The following is a 17,581-nucleotide window of genomic DNA, read 5'->3' on the forward strand; positions in this document are numbered from 1 at the left end:
CAATTTTTTATGTGTGAAAAGATTGTAGAGGTATTTGGGTGTGATCTTCGTAAATAAAACATCCCCTTCGTGCTTTAGAAATGTGAGGATCGAGCTGCTGAATCAGATCATACAATTCACTAATTCGTCTCACGTTGAAATCTGTCTGGGCTTGAAGCTGTTCTTTTAATTCTTTTGTGCTCACAATGCTACCCTTTTTCTCTTTAATAATATCTACACATCTGGCAGCGTAGTATATTTTGTCATTAGAGGGTCTGCTTTCTTTCATATCAAGTAATTTGAGCTCATGATAAATCAGTTCTCTTTCCTTTCGAAAGTATTGCCATGCTTCTTGTTCCTTTTCATAAAGTAAAATCAATTGCGTTTTCAATTTTTCTCTTAACATTCACTTGACTCCATTTCCACTATCATTTAACCTACCTCTATTTTACATTATATGAAAAAATAACTTTTGATCAAGTAAAATCATGATATTTTTAATTTTTTAATATGAAAGTATTGTTACTAAAGGCTCATTTGTTCTATAAAAGAAACCAATCATAGTCCTATAAAGCCGGGATTTGTTGAAATTACTAGGATTATTTTAACAAAAAATTGTTGTGTCTCACAAAGACCAACCGAATTCAAAGGAAAAGGATATTTATTCCGAAAGACATGGTTTTTTTTTTGATAAAATGTTTTTAGGTCAGAAAAACCTTTATTTCTTGATATGAATATGGTCTAGTCATGGTGTCATTTGGAGGATTTCATTCATGATAATAGATAATTTTTCCCTCAATGAAAATAAGAAAATCAAATCACCCATCACTTATTGGCAATCTTTTGATAAAATAGAAAGAATAAGAGAGAGCATGTGCGTTTGCATACTTGCATGACATAGAGAGGATGACATTTGATGAAAGAAAATATGCAAAAGCCTACGATCATTGGAGTGAGCACAAGGCCTTCGGAGCACCTGAAAAGAGTATGGGAAAATCCGGTGGTTTGGTGGCCTTTATCCTGCGTACTTTTTTTAACAGTGATTGTGACTTATTTGTCAGAGCTGGTGAATGAAGGAATGTGGGCAGATTTAAGCTTGCCGGTATCGGTCGTTTATGTGGTGACGCTAATTGGTCTACTTCTCGGGCTTGTGGTTAATGCTGCAATATATAAGTTCATCGTTTTTTTAGCAAAGGGTGATGCATCGTTTCAGCAGCTGTTTTCAGCGGTCCTGTTTATTACACCAGTTACGATCGTTGGTACGATTATTTCTCATCTGTCCATCATTCTGTTCCATGTGCCAAAAAACATCACAATCACCTCATTAAATGCACTCATTCAAACGTCTGGTCCATGGCATGCTGTGCTTGCCAATATTGATCTATTTGTGATCTGGAACCTTGTTTTAACAGGCTTTTTATTGATGAAAGTAGGCCATATATCGCCAAGAATCGCTTGGACCATTATAGGAGTCTTTTATCTCTTATCTATCATTTTTCAATATGTAGGAACTGCAATCACCATATCAGTAAGCTGGGGGTAGAATGTCTTTATGAGAAAGAAAATCATCATCGGATCCATTTTTATTATTGTTATCGGTCTATTTATTGGCTTTAACATTGCGAAAAATCAATCAAAGCCTACTTCGACAGCAGCTATTAAAACAGTAAAACCTACGCAAAAAGAAATCACCACTACGGTCATGACGCCAGGGACACTTTCATTCTCTGAAGAGCAGTTCATTTATGCAGAAGAGGAAAAGGGACATTTGAAGAGGATTTCTGTGAAAGAAGGAGAAAAGGTAAAGCCTGGAACGCCGCTTCTTACATATGAAAATAGGGAGCTGGAACTTGAAGAAGAGCAGCAAGCTCTTGCGGCTGAATCCAGTACGTTAAAACGCGAACAATTACAAAATAGATTGAGCGAATTAGATAAAAAACAAGGAGGCGACTCCGCTGCCAATCCTAAAACCGAGCGAGACCAGCTTGAACTAGAGCTGAAAGCGGCTGAATTAGAACAAAAACAAGCAGAGATCAGCCAAGAAAAAGTAAAAGCACAAATAGAAGATTTAATCGTACATAGTAAAATTGCCGGTACAGTCATTTCCATTGAGCAAGAAGAAGGGGCAGGAAAGCCAGAAGAGAGACAGGCGATCATTCATATTGGCAATGAGAAAAAAATGATTGTAAGAGGATTGATTTCTGAATATGACGCCATAAAAGTGAAAAAGAAACAAAAAGTAAAGATAACGTCTGATGTCATTCGCGGAAAGAGCTGGCAAGGGGTCGTGAAAAAAGTGGGGGTTGTACCTGCTCAGGCAGCATCCGAAACAACTGCAGGTGATCAAACGGTGCAATATCCAGTTGAAATCGAAATAAAAGGAAAAAAACCTGAAGCAAAACCTGGTTTTAAAATGATCATGGAAATTGAAACAGATAAGCGTCAAGCCCTAACGATTCCTGAATCAGCTGTAAAAAAAGAGGATGATGGACAATACGTTTATGTTGTCAAAAAGAATGTACTTAAAAAAGTAAAAGTAGAGCTAGGGGAAACGTCAGGTCATGATCTTGAAGTGACAAAAGGTATCATAGCAGAGGATCAAATCATTTCTCATCCATCAGATGACATGTATGACGGAATGGAAGTGAATGCTGAATGATTCAGCTTTCAAACGTGACAAAAAGCTATGAGGTTGCCGAGGAATCATTTGATGTATTAAGTGAGGTCGATCTTGTCATCGAAAAAGGCGAGTATATGTCTATTATGGGCCCGTCCGGCTCTGGAAAATCGACGTTAATGAATATCATTGGCTGTTTAGACCGGCCAACTACAGGACAATATCATTTTCAAGGAAGAGAGCTGTCAGCAGCAAAGGATCAAGACCTCGCAGTGATTCGAAATCAATTCATTGGATTTGTCTTTCAGCAATTTCACCTGCTGCCGAGGTTAAATGCGAGGCGTAATGTTGAGCTTCCGATGATTTACGCTGGTATCAGTCAAAAGGAAAGAAAAGAACGTGCAGAGATGGCACTTGAAAAGGTTGGTTTGACAGACCGAATGAAACATATGCCAAGTGAATTGTCGGGAGGGCAAAAGCAAAGAGTGGCAATAGCCCGTGCAATTGTCAATAAGCCGCAGCTTATCTTAGCAGATGAACCGACAGGCGCTCTTGACTCAAAAACAAGCTTCTCAATCATGGAACAGTTTACTAAGCTGAATGAGGAAGGGACAACGATTGTACTTGTCACCCATGAAGAAGAAATAGCTGCGTATACAAATCGGACGGTCGTTGTAAGAGATGGACGACTCGTTGAAGATAGATTGACACAAGGGGACGCTATGAATGAAACTCTTTGAAAATATCAAAATAGCGATGAATTCTGTTTTAGCTCATAAATTACGTTCTATTTTAACGATGCTTGGGATTATTATTGGTGTTGGATCAGTCATTGCGGTCGTGGCTATCGGTCAAGGCGGCGAGCAAATGCTAAAAGGGTCGATTTCAGGTCCAAACAATACCGTTGATATGACATATACGCCTTCTGACGAAGAGTTAAATGCAAATCCCAACGCTTTATTCGACGCCACATTTACTGAGGAAGACATAAAAAGCATTAAGACAATCAATGGGGTGAATCAGGTTGCCTCTTCGACTGCGCAAGGAATGCAGCTGAGATTTCAAGATACGACAGTGGATGCGACAGTTAACGGTATAAATGAAGGGTATACAAATGTACATTCATTACAAATAGCAGAAGGGCAGAATTTAAGAGATATTGACTTTAGAAGCGGCAGAAGAGCCGCCCTCATCTCTGAAGGCTTACAAAAAGAATTATTTAATGGACAGAAGGCATTGGGCGAAATGATTTGGATGAACGGACAGCCGGTTGAAGTCATCGGTGTTTTAGCCAAACAAAAAGGAATGCTCTCATTCGATATGAATGAAATATATGTCCCATTTGCCATGCTCACCTCCACATTTGGGATCAATGAATACGATAAGTTGTCAATTCAAGTCGCACATGCTGATCAAATGAAGGAAGTAGGAAAGAGTGCGGCTGCATTATTAAATGAAAACCATCATACAGAAGATGCTTATGAAATGATCAACATGGAAGAAATCGCAGAAGGCATCGGTCAAATCACGTCTGTTATGACAACAATCATTGGGTCAATAGCTGGAATTTCTTTACTTGTCGGCGGTATCGGTGTGATGAATATCATGCTTGTTTCTGTGACAGAGAGGACAAGGGAAATCGGTATTCGAAAAGCGATTGGAGCAACGAGGGCTCAAATACTCGTTCAATTTTTAATTGAGTCTGTCGTCTTAACCTTGATCGGCGGGTTGATGGGGATTGCACTAGGTATAGGCGGTGCCTCGTTAGTATCACTCATTGCCGGCTGGCCGTCCTTAGTATCTTGGCAAATCATTTGTGTAGGTGTGCTGTTTAGTATGCTTATTGGGATTGTTTTTGGGTTAATTCCTGCGAATAAAGCAGCAAGACTAGATCCGATTGATTCTCTTAGATATGAATAATTCTGAGAAGAACAAAGACATACAAACAGTGTGAATTCCGCTGTAATCAAACATCAAAAGCTTTTATGCACATCGCATAAAAGCTTTTTTTAGTTCTATTGAATGAAATGAAAAATGATAGAAATGCTAAGATCATGACTTTCATCTTAATGTCACATATTTTTCAGTTTACAAATGGTACATATAAAGGTAAGATGACCATGGTGAAAGATTTTGATAGTTATTGAATGTATTTGATTGTTTTGTATTGATAATGTTGAAAAAAGCGATTACAATAAAGGTGCGCGCGAAATGAATACGTTTTCAAAAGGGGGTGTTTTCATGTTAACACCGGAAAGACATCAACTCATTATCGACTGTTTAGAAGAAAATGATGTCATCAAAATACAGGACTTAACGATTATGACGGATGCGTCTGAATCTACTATTAGAAGAGATTTATCAGCCCTTGAAGAAAAAGGATTTCTTAAAAGAGTTCATGGGGGAGCAGCCAAGATATCAAGTATCCGTCTTGAACCAGATGTATTTGAGAAATCTGCCAAAAACCTTCAAGAAAAGTCATTGGTTGCAGAGGCAGCTGCTTCACTTTTAAAACAAGGCGATTGTATTTATTTAGACGCTGGTACGACCACACAGCAAATGATTGAATATATCGATCCAGATCAAGATATTGTTGTGGTGACAAATGGTGTTATGCACATTGAAGCACTCATGAGAAAAGGCATTTCTTTTTACCTGATAGGCGGATCAGTGAAACATCGAACAGGAGCCATGGTCGGAGCCGCAGCCTTAACGGCGATGGAAAATTACCGTTTTGACAAAAGCTTTGTTGGGACGAACGGCATTCATCCCGAGGCGGGGTTTACAACACCTGATCCAGAGGAAGCGCTCATGAAAAAAAGGGCCATGAAGCAGGCGAAAAAAACCTATATCTTAACAGATGCCTCTAAATTTGGCGAAATATCGTTTTCAACCTTTGCTAGTTTACAGGAAGCCACCATTATCACAAACGACGCAAAAGAGGATTCATTCGATAATTACCATGAAAAAACGGTTATAAAGGTAGTGAAAACATGATTTATACAGTTACTTTAAACCCATCAGTTGATTACATCGTACACGTGGAGGATTTCGCAGTCGGCGGTTTGAATCGTTCAACCTATGACAAAAAATATCCGGGCGGAAAAGGGATCAATGTCTCAAGGCTTTTAAAACGTCACGGTGTTGAATCAAAAGCACTTGGATTCATTGGTGGATTTACAGGCAAATATATTCAAGACTTTTTACAAAACGAACAATTACAAACAGCCTTTCACGAGGTGTCAGAAGATACACGAATTAATGTGAAACTAAAAACAGGTGAAGAAACCGAAATCAACGGACTCGGCCCATCCATTACTGAAGTACAATTTGAGTCGTTTCTGTCTCAATTTACTTCATTGATTGAAGGAGATGTCGTTGTGTTAGCTGGCAGTATTCCTTCTTCATTGCCTCATAACACATATGAACGTATTGCTGAGGTGTGCGAAAAGCAAGGCGTTAGAGTGGTCCTTGATATTTCCGGGGAAGCCCTAAAAAAAGCAGCAGGCTTGAAACCGTTCTTAATGAAGCCAAACCATCATGAACTAGGTGAAATGTTTGAGACAAGCATCTCTACTGCGGAAGAAGCCATTCCTTATGGGAAGAAGCTGTTAGAGCAAGGTGCTGAACATGTTATCGTATCCATGGCTGGTAATGGCGCTCTCTTATTCAGTAAGGAAGGGATTTATCAGTCAAATGTTCCAAAGGGTACGCTTGTTAATTCGGTTGGTGCAGGGGATTCAGTCGTTGCAGGATTTTTAGCCGGCGTTTCGAAAGGCCTTTCGATTGAAGAATCATTTAAGCTTGGCGTCACATCAGGCAGTGCTACAGCATTTTCTGAAGAGCTTGGGACAAAAGAGCTTGTTGACACACTATTACCACAAGTAAAAGTCACACGCATTTAAAGGAGGAGTCACCATGAAAATAACAGAACTACTCACAAAGCAGACCATTAAGCTTCAATTAGACAGCCAGCAGAAAGAAGCAGTCATTGAAGAATTAGTCACTGTTTTAGATACAGCAGGCAAGTTAAATGATAAAGAGGGCTACAAAGAAGCAGTGATTAACCGTGAAAAACAGAGCTCTACTGGTATTGGTGAAGGAATTGCTATCCCTCACGCTAAAACAGCAAGTGTCAAAGAGCCTGCCATTGCATTTGGCCGCTCGGTAGCTGGTGTAGATTATGAATCACTGGACGCGCAGCCGAGTCATCTTGTCTTTATGATTGCAGCAACTGAAGGCGCAAACAACACGCACTTAGAAGCACTTTCTCGTTTATCAACACTTCTGATGCGTGAAGAAATCAGAAAGCAGCTTCTTGAAGCGGCTACTGAAGATGAAATCATCGATATCATCAATACGCATGATAAGGACGACGATGAAGAAGAAGAGGAAGTTCAAGAGGAGCCGGCTGCATCAGGTAAACCAGCTAAGATTTTAGCAGTAACAGCTTGCCCAACAGGTATTGCACATACATTTATGGCAGCAGATGCTTTGAAAGAAAAAGCGAAAGAAATGGGCGTTGACATTAAAGTCGAAACAAACGGTTCTGGTGGTATTAAACACGCTCTTACCGCAAAAGAAATCGAAGAAGCACCAGCCATCATTGTGGCAGCCGACAAGCAAGTTGAAATGGAACGCTTTAAAGGCAAACATGTCATTGAAGTACCTGTGACAGCAGGAATCCGTCGTCCGCAGGAATTGATTGAAAAAGCAGTCAATCAAGATGCGCCGATCTATAAAGGCTCTGGCGGTAGTTCTTCAAAAGACGAACATGAGTCATCTGGCAAAGGGAGAAGTGGTTTCTACAAGCACTTAATGAGCGGTGTAAGCAACATGCTTCCATTTGTTGTCGGAGGCGGTATCCTTGTTGCAATTTCATTCTTCTGGGGTATTAAATCGGCTGACCCTAATGACCCTTCATTTAATTCATTTGCAGCTGTTTTAAAAGGAATTGGTGGAGATAATGCACTTGCCTTAATCGTGGCTGTATTAGCCGGATTTATTGCGATGAGTATTGCAGATCGTCCAGGTTTTGCGCCAGGTATGGTCGGTGGATTTATGGCATCGGCAGCAGGTGCTGGATTCTTAGGCGGACTCATTGCCGGTTTCCTTGCTGGTTATGTCGTTGTGTTACTTAAAAAAGTATTCACATTCGTACCGCAGTCACTCGACGGAATTAAACCGGTTCTGCTCTATCCATTGTTCGGTATTTTCTTCACAGGTATCATTATGCATTACGTTGTGAACACACCAGTAAAAATGGTGATGGACGGATTAACTCATTGGCTTGAAACTTTAGGTACTGGAAACCTTGTCTTAATGGGCATTATTTTGGCAGGTATGATGGCGATTGATATGGGTGGGCCAATTAACAAAGCGGCTTACACATTTGGTCTTGCGATGATTGCTGCTGGAAACTATGCACCACACGCTGCCATTATGGCAGGCGGAATGGTACCACCATTAGGTATTGCACTTGCTACAACAATTTTTAGAAATAAATTCTCAAAACGTGACCGAGAAGCAGGGATTACATGCTACTTCATGGGAGCGGCCTTCATCACTGAAGGGGCGATCCCGTTTGCAGCGGCTGATCCTCTACGAGTGATTCCTTCAGCTGTCATTGGAGCAGCTGTGGCTGGCGGATTAACGGAATTCTTTAGAGTCACGCTTCCTGCACCGCACGGCGGACTATTCGTTTTCTGGGTAACAAATCATCCGATACTTTATATCATCAGCATCTTAATCGGTGCCGTTGTAACAGCGATTTTACTTGGTATTTTGAAAAAACCAGTGAAACTAGAAGCGTAAAGTAGAAGAGAAGCATCGTGAACAGCGGTGCTTCTTTTGTTTAATTATGAACAAATTAGGAAAAAATATCTAATTGAATGGTTGTCTTGTGAATTTTTAAATGACATGTGATAAAGTAAAGTTATTCAATTCACGTTTCAAGTCTTTTAGCAGAAAGTCTTAGGAGGAAGCAGTATTTTGAACGAAGAAAACAAACAAAACGAAAATGATATTCAATCTGATGCAAAGCAAGCCAAAACAGAGAAGAAAAGTTCACTGTTTGAATGGATCAAAGCCATTTTAATTGCACTTGCGCTCGTCTTGCTCATCCGTACGTTTATATTTGAGCCGTATGTGGTGGAAGGAGAGTCGATGGAACCGACCCTTCATGATGGAGAAAAGCTGTTTGTCAACAAAACCATTAACTATCTAGGTGGTGTCAAACGAGGTGACATCGTGATTATTAATGGAAAAGATGGCCAGAAAATTCATTATGTAAAACGATTGATCGGTCTTCCGGGAGACACGATTGAAATGAAGGATGATACGCTTTACATTAATGGTAAAAAAGTAGATGAGCCTTATTTAAAAGAGAACAAGGCACATGCGAAAGAGTATGAAGTGCATTTGACAGGGGATTTTGGTCCAGTGAAAGTACCGAAAAACGATTACTTTGTGATGGGGGACAACAGACTCAACTCCATGGACAGCAGAAATGGACTTGGACTCATTCAAAAGGATCGGGTTGTCGGGACATCAGAATTTGTTTTCTTCCCATTTGGCGACATTCGGCAAACAAAATAAAAGCACCCTTCTCAGGTGCGTGAGAAAAGTGCTTGAACGGGCGACCCTTAAAAGAAGGGTCGTTTTTAATTTGGCGTGAGCACTGTAACAATGAGCACAATGGCCAACACAGAAGCGAAGACAGACCCAGTAATGGCTAAAACGGACCGAAACAATCCGATCTTATGATTTTCTTTCCCTCGCTTTTGTAAAAAGCGTTTCGAAAAGATGTGTACCAGTGTGTAAATAAGCACAAGCCCAATATAAAGGCCAAAATCCCTCGCATTAAAGCCTGTTGCAGATAAATAAATACCCATAAAGAAAATCAATAAACAGTATTCCATCAGTGTAAGTAATCTCAAATCGCACGAACTCCTTCAATAAATCATTCCCACTTATTATACCATATTGGACAATTTGCCTTCGTTCTTAGTGAGAGACGTTTCTATCAAACGTTATTCATGTTATACTTCATAATGATGAATGAGTGATGGAGGATTAATAAATGATTGCAGTAAATAATGTTAGTTTGCGTTTTGCTGATCGTAAACTATTTGAAGAAGTAAATATTAAATTCACTCCTGGCAACTGCTACGGTTTAATTGGTGCCAATGGAGCTGGTAAATCAACGTTTCTAAAGATTCTTTCAGGTGAAATTGAGGCTCAGACGGGCGATGTTCATATGAGCCCTGGTGAGCGTTTAGCGATCTTAAAACAGAACCACTTTGAATACGAAGAATTTGAAGTATTAAAAGTCGTCATGATGGGTCACAAACGTTTATATGATGTGATGCAGGAGAAAGATGCGATCTATATGAAACCTGATTTCTCAGATGAAGACGGGATTCGTGCAGCAGAGCTTGAAGGTGAGTTCGCTGAGTTAAACGGCTGGGAAGCAGAAAGTGAAGCTGCGATCTTACTAAAAGGTCTTGGCATTCCAGAGAGCCTTCAATCGAAGAAAATGTCTGAGCTTGGTGGTTCTGAAAAGGTTAAAGTACTACTAGCCCAAGCTTTATTTGGTAAGCCTGACGTCCTTCTTCTGGATGAGCCAACGAACCACTTGGACTTACAAGCCATCCAGTGGCTGGAAGAGTTCCTTATTAATTTTGAAAACACCGTCATCGTCGTTTCGCATGACCGTCACTTCTTAAATAAAGTGTGTACACATATTGCGGACCTAGACTTCGGAAAAATTCAAGTATATGTCGGAAACTATGATTTCTGGTATGAGTCCAGCCAGCTAGCGCTGAAACTCAGCCAAGATGCAAATAAGAAAAAAGAAGAGCAAATTAAGCAGCTTCAAGAGTTCGTTGCCCGGTTCAGCGCGAATGCTTCTAAATCGAAGCAAGCGACGTCAAGAAAGAAATTGCTTGATAAAATCTCTTTAGACGATATTAAGCCATCTTCACGTAAATATCCGTATGTCCATTTTGCGCCAGAGCGCGAAATTGGAAATGATGTCCTTCAAGTAGAAGGTCTATCAAAAACAATTGACGGTGTGAAAGTACTTGATAACGTCAGCTTTATTATGAATCGCGAGGATAAAATTGCGTTCCTAAGCCGTAATGAGCTTGCTGTGTCTACTTTATTTAAAATTCTTGCTGGTGAGATGGAGCCAGACAGCGGGACATATAAATGGGGTGTCACAACATCTCAAGCCTTTTTCCCGAAAGACAATAGTGAATACTTTGAAGGGAACGATGTCGATCTAGTAGATTGGCTTCGCCAGTATTCTCCTAATGATCAAAGCGAAAGCTTCTTACGCGGATTCTTAGGACGTATGCTTTTCTCTGGGGAAGAAGTTAAGAAAAAAGCAAGCGTCTTATCAGGAGGAGAAAAGGTTCGTTGTATGTTATCGAAAATGATGCTGTCAGGAGCGAATGTACTGCTTCTAGATGAGCCGACGAACCACTTAGACCTAGAGTCCATTACGGCGCTGAATAACGGTTTAATGAGCTTTAAAGGAGCTATGCTCTTCTCATCTCATGACCATCAGTTTGTTGAAACAGTGGCAAACCGTATTATCGAAGTGACGCCAAATGGCATCGTCGATAAACAAACAACATATGATGAGTTCTTATCAGATCAAGAGATTCAAAAGAGACTCGTTGAGCTTTATGCGTAAATAAGAAAAGACATCCACAAGTGGATGTCTTTTTTTGGTTAAATCGCCCAGTTTCCATTACGGAAGATCGGTTCACGTTTTCCGTCTTTTGTAATACCGTCAATATTCATTTCCTTTGAACCAATCATGAAATCGACGTGTGTGATACTGTTGTTTACACCAGCTGCATCCAATTCTTCACGATTCATCTCTTTTCCGCCTTCGATATTGAACGCATACCCGCTGCCGATGGCAAGGTGATTCGATGCGTTTTCATCATAAAGGGTATTGTAATAGAGAATGTTCGAGTTTGAGATTGGTGAATCATCTGGTACGAGAGCAACCTCACCTAGATAATGAGAGCCTTCATCTGTTTCAACGAGCGAAGTTAAAATGTCTTCGCCTTCCTTCGCTTTCACATCGACAATTCGGCCATTTTCAAATGTTAAAGTAAACTCATCAATGATATTTCCTGCATAGCTGAGTGGTTTTGTGCTTGAGACAGTCCCATTTACACCATCTTTTTTAGGTACGGTAAAGACTTCTTCTGTTGGCATGTTGGCCATGAAAGAGACGCCGCGCTCACTCACGCTGCCGGCACCTACCCAAATGTGCTGCTCAGGGAGCTCAATCGTTAAATCAGTGCCAGGAGCATCATAATGAAGCTTGTGGTAGTGGCGCTCATTTAGGATTTTGACCTTTTCATTTAGCAACTCATCGTGCTTTTTCCAAGCCTCCACAGGATCTGCTTGATCAGCGCGAGCGACTTTAAAGATTTGATCCCATAATAAAGCGACAGCTTCTTCATCTGTCTGGTCAGGGAAAATCTTTTTCGCCCAATCTTTTGATGCAGCGCCTACGACCGTCCAAGCCACTTTGTCTGATTGAACATATTGGCGATATGTATGAAGGGCGGATCCAGCGGCTTTTTGCTGTGCAGCGATTTTTTTCGAATCAATGCCTCGCAGAAGGTCAGGGCTTTCTGACAAGATCGTGATAAAAGCGCCGCCGCGTTTTGCGATGGTTTCCATCATCTGTGCTTCCCATTCTGGGAATTGCTCAAACACATCCTGCGGTGCATGTTCATACTTTAAACGAGCAAGAACACCATCACTCCAGCGGATATGTACGTTTTTCGCCCCGCGCTCATATGCATGTTTCGCGACAAGACGAACAAGGTCTGCAGATTCAGTAGATGCAGATACGACGACTTCTTGTTCCTTTTGAACATTCACACCGACTTCAACGATGGTCTTCGCATATTGATCTAATTGTTTTTCAAATGAATTCATAAAAACCCTCCTTTAGTCATGTTCATCATATCAGATTTAAGACCGAAAAGGAAAATGGGGAGCACGCGAAAAGCCAAAATAAAAAAGCCGCTTTCATGCGGCTTTTTTAGCGGTTCAGTTGTTTCACAGGCTGTGCATTAGAAGGGGGCATATGTGAAAACGACAGGCTCATTCCTCCTAATATAATACCCGTTAAAATGACTGTGACAACGACCCGTTTACCTAAATCAAGCAACATGTTCTTCCTCCTTCACGTTTATCCATTCCTCACGATATGATCGAAATGATAAAAAAAGAAGTAGAACAAGAAGATTATTTTAATGTTTTTTGCAATTTATGAATGACTTCTAGTGAACGACCTGTTCCGATTGCGACAGATTCAAGTGGATTTGCTGCAATATGAACTGGAACGACAATCTCCTGTGAGAGCCATTCTTGAATCCCGTTTAACAAAGCGCCACCGCCGGTTAAGATCACGCCGCGGTCTACGATGTCACCACTAAGCTCTGGAGGGCTGTCCTCTAATGTGGCACGAATCGCCTCTAAAATATGAAGAAGTGACTCTCGCATGGCACCTTGAATTTCATGAGATTCAAGTGTGATCGTTTTTGGAAGACCTGTCACCAGATCACGTCCACGTACTTCTAATGATTCAGGCTCATGCTCAATGAGACAATAACCAATTTCCATTTTAACTTGCTCAGCTGTCCGCTCGCCGATTAATAGGTTATATTTCTTTCGGACAAACGTAATGATATCTTCATCCAGCTGATCTCCGCCAATTCGAATGGAATGACAAGAGACAACGCCGCCAAACGAAATGATGGCAACTTCCGTTGTTCCTCCGCCAATATCAACTACGACGTTTGCAACAGGCTCATCTACTGGGAGATCAGCGCCGATTGCGGCTGCAACAGGTTCTTCTATTAAATGCACGTGCTTTGCTCCGCAGTTTTTCACAGCATCACTGATGGCACGACGCTCAACAGCTGTTGAACCAGAAGGTGTACATACGACGACCGTTGGTTTTCTGAAGGTAAACCCGATATTTTTTCCTGCTTTTTTCATGATTTGTTTGAGTAAATCTGTTGTCATATCATAATCAGCGATGACACCGTCTTTCATCGGACGGATCGCCACAATTTTCCCAGGTGTTTTCCCAATCATTTCTTTTGCTTCTGTTCCGACGGCAAGTACAGTTTTTGTTTCTGTATCGACTGCCACGACGGACGGTTCATTTAAAATAATTCCCTTATTTTTACTATAAACCAATATGTTAGCTGTTCCTAAATCAATTCCAATTTCGGCATTTTGAAACATGTTTTCACCCAATCTCTATTTTTGCTGTTTTAAACAATTTTACATTTAAAAGTTCAGAGGGTTGAGGTCATTTGTGGGGGTTTGTGATGACCTTGAAATGAACTTGTAAAATTCAAGTATCATTTTGACAATCACAATAAATTTTCCCTTTGTTTTTTCTTTTATGAAAAAAATTTTTATAGAGGAGAAACCTTTTGAGAATCTCTTACGTCTACGATATATCAATTGGTGAAAAACAGATTGATCTTGAGCTAATGAAAGAAAGAGGGAACGAAATTGAAATCTATCGGAGTCGTAAGAAAAGTAGACGAACTAGGGCGTATTGTGATGCCAATCGAATTAAGAAGAGCACTTGATATTGCCATTAAAGACAGTATGGAATTTTTTATAGATGGGGAGAAAATCGTCTTGAAAAAATACAAGCCAGAGGGTGTTTGCCTCATGACTGGTGAGATTACATCAGAGAACCATGATTATGGAAATGGTCAAATTACATTAAGCGCTGAAGGCGCAGAACTACTCTTAAAAGAGCTGCAAGAAGCTCTTCAGCAGTAATGAAAAAAGCCTGCTCTCTTCCTTTGTGCGGAGAACAGGCTTTTTTTCTGAAAAAGTTCCTTAAAAATGCCCCATCTCCCTCAAAAAATAAGTGGAAAATGGTACAATTGACAAAGAATCTCAGGGCGGCAGGTGGAATTATTTGAACAAAACATATCAAGTGCGGATCGTGTTATCTGTTCTTGCATTTATTTTAATATTAAGCTGGGATTTCTTTTATTATCTAGGCGGCTATCAAATTAATTGGCCGCTCGATCTAGCCTTTACAGTCCTTGTTCTAACAGGGATCTGGGTTGTCTCAGGCTATGTAGACCGCTTAAATCTATTTGTGTCAGACTTAAATACGAGAGAGAAAGAAGCACAGGAACTGACAGAGCGGCTGAATCGAATTACAGATAACTTGCAAGAAATCGTCTTTGAAACAAACGAAAAAGGTGAAATTATTTTTTTAAATCAAGCATGGACACAAATGACAGGCTATGACATTGATGAATGTCTAGGCACCATGTACAATCAGTACTTTGATCAAGAGGAACGCGTGGTGCAGCATTTGTTATCTGTGATCAAGGAGCATAAGGATGCGGGGCGGGTAGAACTGCAGCTTCTCCATAAAGAGGGAAAGAAGGTATGGGGAGACGTTCATTACAAGCTCTATTTTGATGAGCATCACCAGTTTACCGGAGGAATTGGAACAGTAGCTGATATTACAAAACAAAAGCAGGCAAAGCTTGAGCTTGAAAGATCCAATCAGCAATTGCAAATGCAGGCGCAAAAGCTGGCCGTCGCTGGACAAATAGCCGCTGGAATCGCCCATGAAGTCAGAAATCCACTGACATCAGTAAATGGTTTTTTACAGCTGATGAAGACACAATATCCTGAAAGAACCGATTATTTTGACATTATCTTCTCTGAAATTAAACGGATTGATTTTGTTTTAAGTGAGCTGCTTGTATTGGCTAAGCCTCAAGCGGTCCATTTTCAAGAAGTCCAGCTTCATGAGCTTCTAGAACAAGTGATTACTTTATTAAAAACAAATGCCGTTCTTTCAAATATTGATCTCAAGCAGCCATTTAAAAGGCAGGATGCCGGTGCAATCCTAGCAGACGCTAACCAAATGAAGCAGCTGTTCATTAATTTAATCAAAAATGCGATTGAGGCAATGCCTGAAGGTGGCAGCATATACATATCTACAGAAAAAGTATTGAATGAATGGAAGATTACCATTCAAGATGAAGGAAAAGGGATGTCTGAAGAAGATATTCAAAAAATATATGACCCTTTCTTTTCCACGAAAAAAGAAGGGACAGGGCTTGGTCTGACCATCTGTGCGACAATTTTAAAAGATCATCACGGAAGAATGGACGTGTCTAGTGAGCTTGGAAAAGGCACAGCTTTTCATATTTATTTGCCTGTGTGTCAAAAAAGCAGACAGCAGCAAGTTGAGAGGACGTGAAGTCATGACGATGAAAGCTTTATTTGTATATGGGACGCTTTTGCAGCATGAAGAGCACCACGAAGCGTACATTCATCCAAGCAGACTAATAGCTAAATCTGCTTGGATGAATGGAAGAATCTACGATACAGGTCAAGGATATCCAGCGTGTGTTCCCGCAGAAAAAGGCACTGTATACGGGGAATTGTACGAGGTAACCGCTGACACGTTGAATAAGATAGACGCACTAGAGGAAGGGTATGACAAGCAGGAAATCAATGTCATGACGGATCAAGGTCAGGTAGCAGCCATGACATACATTTTGCCAGAGCAGAAGGCATCAGCACTGAAAGAAATAAAGAGAGGGTGCTGGAAAGCTTATAAACTGTGGCATGAGCAGCCATCATCCTTTTATTATTTTGCCTATGGCTCCTGTATGGATGATGCTAGATTTAAGCTCGCAGAAGTCGATCATCACTTCAGACAAATCATCGGCGGTGGTGTACTAAACGGTTTTACTACGAGATTTACATTGGTGAGGCCAGATGGATCAAGAGCTGATATGGTAGAAGACGGCGGCGAAACAGAGGGTGTATTATATGAAGTTCCTTTTGATGCCATTCGTTATTTGTATAAACGAGAGGGAGTATATGAAGGCACATATCGTCCAGCTTTTGTCGATGTCAAAATAGGTGATCAAATTTATGAGGACTGTTTAACCTTTCTTGTGCTTCAAAAGAGCGAAGAAATCGCTCCGCCAGCTCATTATCGCAGTGAAATCGAAAAAGGAGCAGACCTTTACTTAAGTGAAGCGTTCCGCAAAAAAATTCGTTCCCATATGGATTCATTAATCAAACCGTAGTAAAATGCATGGTAAGTGAGATAAAAGGAGTCTGAACATGAAAAAGGAATATGCAGTCATTGGTCTTGGACGCTTTGGCGGAAGTATTTGCAAGGCGCTGAGCGAAGAAGGACTTGAAGTCATGGCGATGGATATGAATGAAGATCGAGTAAACGAGTACGCGAAAATTGCCTCACATGCGGTCATTGGTGATTCGACGGACGAAAACGTTTTAAAAAATCTTGGTATTCGCAATTTTGATCATGTCATCGTTGCAATCGGTGAAAACATTCAGGCAAGTATTTTAACAACGATTATGCTGAAAGAGCTTGGCGTCAAAATGGTCACCGTGAAAGCGCAAAATGACTACCATGAAAAGGTGCTCAACAAAATTGGAGCGGATCGCATCGTTCATCCAGAGCGAGATATGGGCAGACGGATTGCACATAAAATCATTTCAAATAACGTGCTTGATTACCTCGAGCTGTCAGATGAGTACAGCCTGATTGAGATTGTGGCAAACAGCAGGCTGGCGGGACATTCTCTTTTAGATCTTGATATACGGGCAAAATACGGCATCAACATTGTGGCCATTAAGCGCGGAAAAGAAGTCATTGTTTCCCCGCTGGCAGATGAAATGATTCAAAAAGAAGATATCCTCATTGTCATTGGGGCAGTAGCCGATATAGGACGCTTTGAAAAACGAGAAATGCAAAACGATTATTAAGCACTCCGATGACGGGGTGTTTTTTTTACATGAATGTGTTCATGACAGGTGGACATTGAGACGGAAATTGACACTGAAAAGGGTTGCTTTGTTCATGTATAACCGCAAAAATGAATCATCTTATTTTTCGTGCAATTA

General features: G+C 40.6%; 18 protein-coding genes. 13 read left to right on the plus strand and 5 right to left on the minus strand.

The window, feature by feature from the left end; genetic code table 11:
* Window positions 1-7: 7 nt before the first annotated feature.
* Complete coding sequence (locus tag QRN39_RS05160; protein WP_003211488.1) at window positions 8-385, minus strand: Rok-like winged helix domain-containing protein; 378 nt, start codon at window positions 383-385, stop codon at window positions 8-10.
* Window positions 386-895: 510 nt separating this feature from the next.
* Between QRN39_RS05160 and yknW the strand changes: the two genes are divergently transcribed.
* From yknW to lepB, 8 genes are all read left to right on the plus strand, one after another.
* The gene (gene yknW / locus QRN39_RS05165; protein ID WP_003211611.1) at window positions 896-1,522 is read left to right on the plus strand and encodes a YknW family membrane protein; all 627 of its coding nucleotides are present in this window, start codon (window positions 896-898) and stop codon (window positions 1,520-1,522) included.
* 9 nt (window positions 1,523-1,531) lie between these two features.
* A complete protein-coding gene (locus QRN39_RS05170) occupies window positions 1,532-2,638 on the plus strand; it encodes an efflux RND transporter periplasmic adaptor subunit (RefSeq protein ID WP_284906333.1) in 1,107 nt (368 codons plus the stop codon).
* On the plus strand, window positions 2,635-3,336 hold the full coding sequence (locus QRN39_RS05175; RefSeq protein ID WP_050945131.1) for an ABC transporter ATP-binding protein: 702 nt from the start codon (window positions 2,635-2,637) through the stop codon (window positions 3,334-3,336). Before QRN39_RS05170 ends, QRN39_RS05175 begins: the two co-directional genes overlap by 4 nt.
* On the plus strand, window positions 3,323-4,516 hold the full coding sequence (locus tag QRN39_RS05180; protein WP_065097196.1) for an ABC transporter permease: 1,194 nt from the start codon (window positions 3,323-3,325) through the stop codon (window positions 4,514-4,516). Before QRN39_RS05175 ends, QRN39_RS05180 begins: the two co-directional genes overlap by 14 nt.
* Window positions 4,517-4,837: 321 nt before the next feature.
* Window positions 4,838-5,593, plus strand: coding sequence for a DeoR/GlpR family DNA-binding transcription regulator (locus QRN39_RS05185; RefSeq protein ID WP_050945129.1), 756 nt, complete (start codon window positions 4,838-4,840; stop codon window positions 5,591-5,593).
* On the plus strand, window positions 5,590-6,501 hold the full coding sequence (pfkB, locus tag QRN39_RS05190) for a 1-phosphofructokinase (protein ID WP_212045821.1): 912 nt from the start codon (window positions 5,590-5,592) through the stop codon (window positions 6,499-6,501). The genes QRN39_RS05185 and pfkB overlap by 4 nt, the downstream gene beginning before the upstream one ends.
* A gap of 13 nt (window positions 6,502-6,514) precedes the next feature.
* Entirely contained in the window at window positions 6,515-8,410 is a 1,896-nt protein-coding gene (locus QRN39_RS05195; RefSeq protein WP_212045822.1) for a PTS fructose transporter subunit IIABC, read from the plus strand.
* A 210-nt stretch (window positions 8,411-8,620) separates the two neighbouring features.
* Window positions 8,621-9,193 (plus strand): signal peptidase I, encoded by a 573-nt coding sequence (gene lepB, locus QRN39_RS05200; protein ID WP_223251366.1) that lies wholly within the window; start codon window positions 8,621-8,623, stop codon window positions 9,191-9,193.
* 65 nt (window positions 9,194-9,258) lie between these two features.
* On the opposite strand, the gene QRN39_RS05205 is transcribed toward lepB, so the two are convergent.
* Window positions 9,259-9,534, minus strand: coding sequence for a hypothetical protein (locus tag QRN39_RS05205; protein WP_034619939.1), 276 nt, complete (start codon window positions 9,532-9,534; stop codon window positions 9,259-9,261).
* 143 nt (window positions 9,535-9,677) lie between these two features.
* Between QRN39_RS05205 and QRN39_RS05210 the strand changes: the two genes are divergently transcribed.
* Window positions 9,678-11,297 carry an ABC-F family ATP-binding cassette domain-containing protein gene (locus tag QRN39_RS05210; protein ID WP_050945126.1) on the plus strand — a complete coding sequence of 540 codons (1,620 nt, stop codon included), beginning with the start codon at window positions 9,678-9,680 and terminating at the stop codon, window positions 11,295-11,297.
* A gap of 38 nt (window positions 11,298-11,335) precedes the next feature.
* Here the strand turns inward: QRN39_RS05210 and QRN39_RS05215 are convergent, their stop codons facing one another.
* From QRN39_RS05215 to mreBH, 3 genes are all read right to left on the minus strand, one after another.
* Window positions 11,336-12,568 (minus strand): aminopeptidase, encoded by a 1,233-nt coding sequence (locus tag QRN39_RS05215; RefSeq protein WP_284906341.1) that lies wholly within the window; start codon window positions 12,566-12,568, stop codon window positions 11,336-11,338.
* 106 nt (window positions 12,569-12,674) lie between these two features.
* The gene (locus tag QRN39_RS05220; protein WP_003210922.1) at window positions 12,675-12,806 is read right to left on the minus strand and encodes a protein YkpC; all 132 of its coding nucleotides are present in this window, start codon (window positions 12,804-12,806) and stop codon (window positions 12,675-12,677) included.
* A gap of 74 nt (window positions 12,807-12,880) precedes the next feature.
* Window positions 12,881-13,888: a rod-share determining protein MreBH gene (gene mreBH, locus QRN39_RS05225; RefSeq protein WP_003211642.1), complete on the minus strand. Its 1,008-nt coding sequence runs from the start codon at window positions 13,886-13,888 to the stop codon at window positions 12,881-12,883.
* A gap of 276 nt (window positions 13,889-14,164) precedes the next feature.
* Here mreBH and QRN39_RS05230 point away from each other — a divergent pair, with 276 nt between their 5' ends.
* From QRN39_RS05230 to QRN39_RS05245, 4 genes are all read left to right on the plus strand, one after another.
* Entirely contained in the window at window positions 14,165-14,443 is a 279-nt protein-coding gene (locus QRN39_RS05230; protein WP_003211634.1) for an AbrB/MazE/SpoVT family DNA-binding domain-containing protein, read from the plus strand.
* A gap of 142 nt (window positions 14,444-14,585) precedes the next feature.
* Entirely contained in the window at window positions 14,586-15,896 is a 1,311-nt protein-coding gene (locus QRN39_RS05235) for an ATP-binding protein (protein WP_003211426.1), read from the plus strand.
* Window positions 15,897-15,900: 4 nt separating this feature from the next.
* The gene (locus QRN39_RS05240) at window positions 15,901-16,737 is read left to right on the plus strand and encodes a gamma-glutamylcyclotransferase family protein (protein ID WP_284906348.1); all 837 of its coding nucleotides are present in this window, start codon (window positions 15,901-15,903) and stop codon (window positions 16,735-16,737) included.
* A gap of 37 nt (window positions 16,738-16,774) precedes the next feature.
* Window positions 16,775-17,443: a potassium channel family protein gene (locus tag QRN39_RS05245; RefSeq protein WP_003211815.1), complete on the plus strand. Its 669-nt coding sequence runs from the start codon at window positions 16,775-16,777 to the stop codon at window positions 17,441-17,443.
* Window positions 17,444-17,581 lie beyond the last annotated feature (138 nt).

This window comes from Bacillus sp. lyk4-R2A-2, from assembly GCF_030209735.1.
GTDB lineage: Bacteria > Bacillota > Bacilli > Bacillales > Bacillaceae > Bacillus > Bacillus pumilus.

What these genes read in the sequence shown, in the direction of transcription:
- QRN39_RS05240 (WP_284906348.1), top strand. Translation starts at nt 15,901, where the DNA reads ATGACGATGAAAGCTTTATTTGTATATGGGACGCTTTTGCAGCATGAA.
- QRN39_RS05245 (WP_003211815.1), top strand. Translation starts at nt 16,775, where the DNA reads ATGAAAAAGGAATATGCAGTCATTGGTCTTGGACGCTTTGGCGGAAGT.
- QRN39_RS05180 (WP_065097196.1), top strand. Translation starts at nt 3,323, where the DNA reads ATGAAACTCTTTGAAAATATCAAAATAGCGATGAATTCTGTTTTAGCT.
- QRN39_RS05215 (WP_284906341.1), bottom strand. Translation starts at nt 12,568, where the DNA reads ATGAATTCATTTGAAAAACAATTAGATCAATATGCGAAGACCATCGTT.
- QRN39_RS05170 (WP_284906333.1), top strand. Translation starts at nt 1,532, where the DNA reads ATGAGAAAGAAAATCATCATCGGATCCATTTTTATTATTGTTATCGGT.
- yknW (WP_003211611.1), top strand. Translation starts at nt 896, where the DNA reads ATGAAAGAAAATATGCAAAAGCCTACGATCATTGGAGTGAGCACAAGG.
- QRN39_RS05175 (WP_050945131.1), top strand. Translation starts at nt 2,635, where the DNA reads ATGATTCAGCTTTCAAACGTGACAAAAAGCTATGAGGTTGCCGAGGAA.
- pfkB (WP_212045821.1), top strand. Translation starts at nt 5,590, where the DNA reads ATGATTTATACAGTTACTTTAAACCCATCAGTTGATTACATCGTACAC.
- QRN39_RS05185 (WP_050945129.1), top strand. Translation starts at nt 4,838, where the DNA reads ATGTTAACACCGGAAAGACATCAACTCATTATCGACTGTTTAGAAGAA.
- QRN39_RS05195 (WP_212045822.1), top strand. Translation starts at nt 6,515, where the DNA reads ATGAAAATAACAGAACTACTCACAAAGCAGACCATTAAGCTTCAATTA.
- mreBH (WP_003211642.1), bottom strand. Translation starts at nt 13,888, where the DNA reads ATGTTTCAAAATGCCGAAATTGGAATTGATTTAGGAACAGCTAACATA.
- QRN39_RS05220 (WP_003210922.1), bottom strand. Translation starts at nt 12,806, where the DNA reads ATGTTGCTTGATTTAGGTAAACGGGTCGTTGTCACAGTCATTTTAACG.
- QRN39_RS05210 (WP_050945126.1), top strand. Translation starts at nt 9,678, where the DNA reads ATGATTGCAGTAAATAATGTTAGTTTGCGTTTTGCTGATCGTAAACTA.
- QRN39_RS05160 (WP_003211488.1), bottom strand. Translation starts at nt 385, where the DNA reads ATGTTAAGAGAAAAATTGAAAACGCAATTGATTTTACTTTATGAAAAG.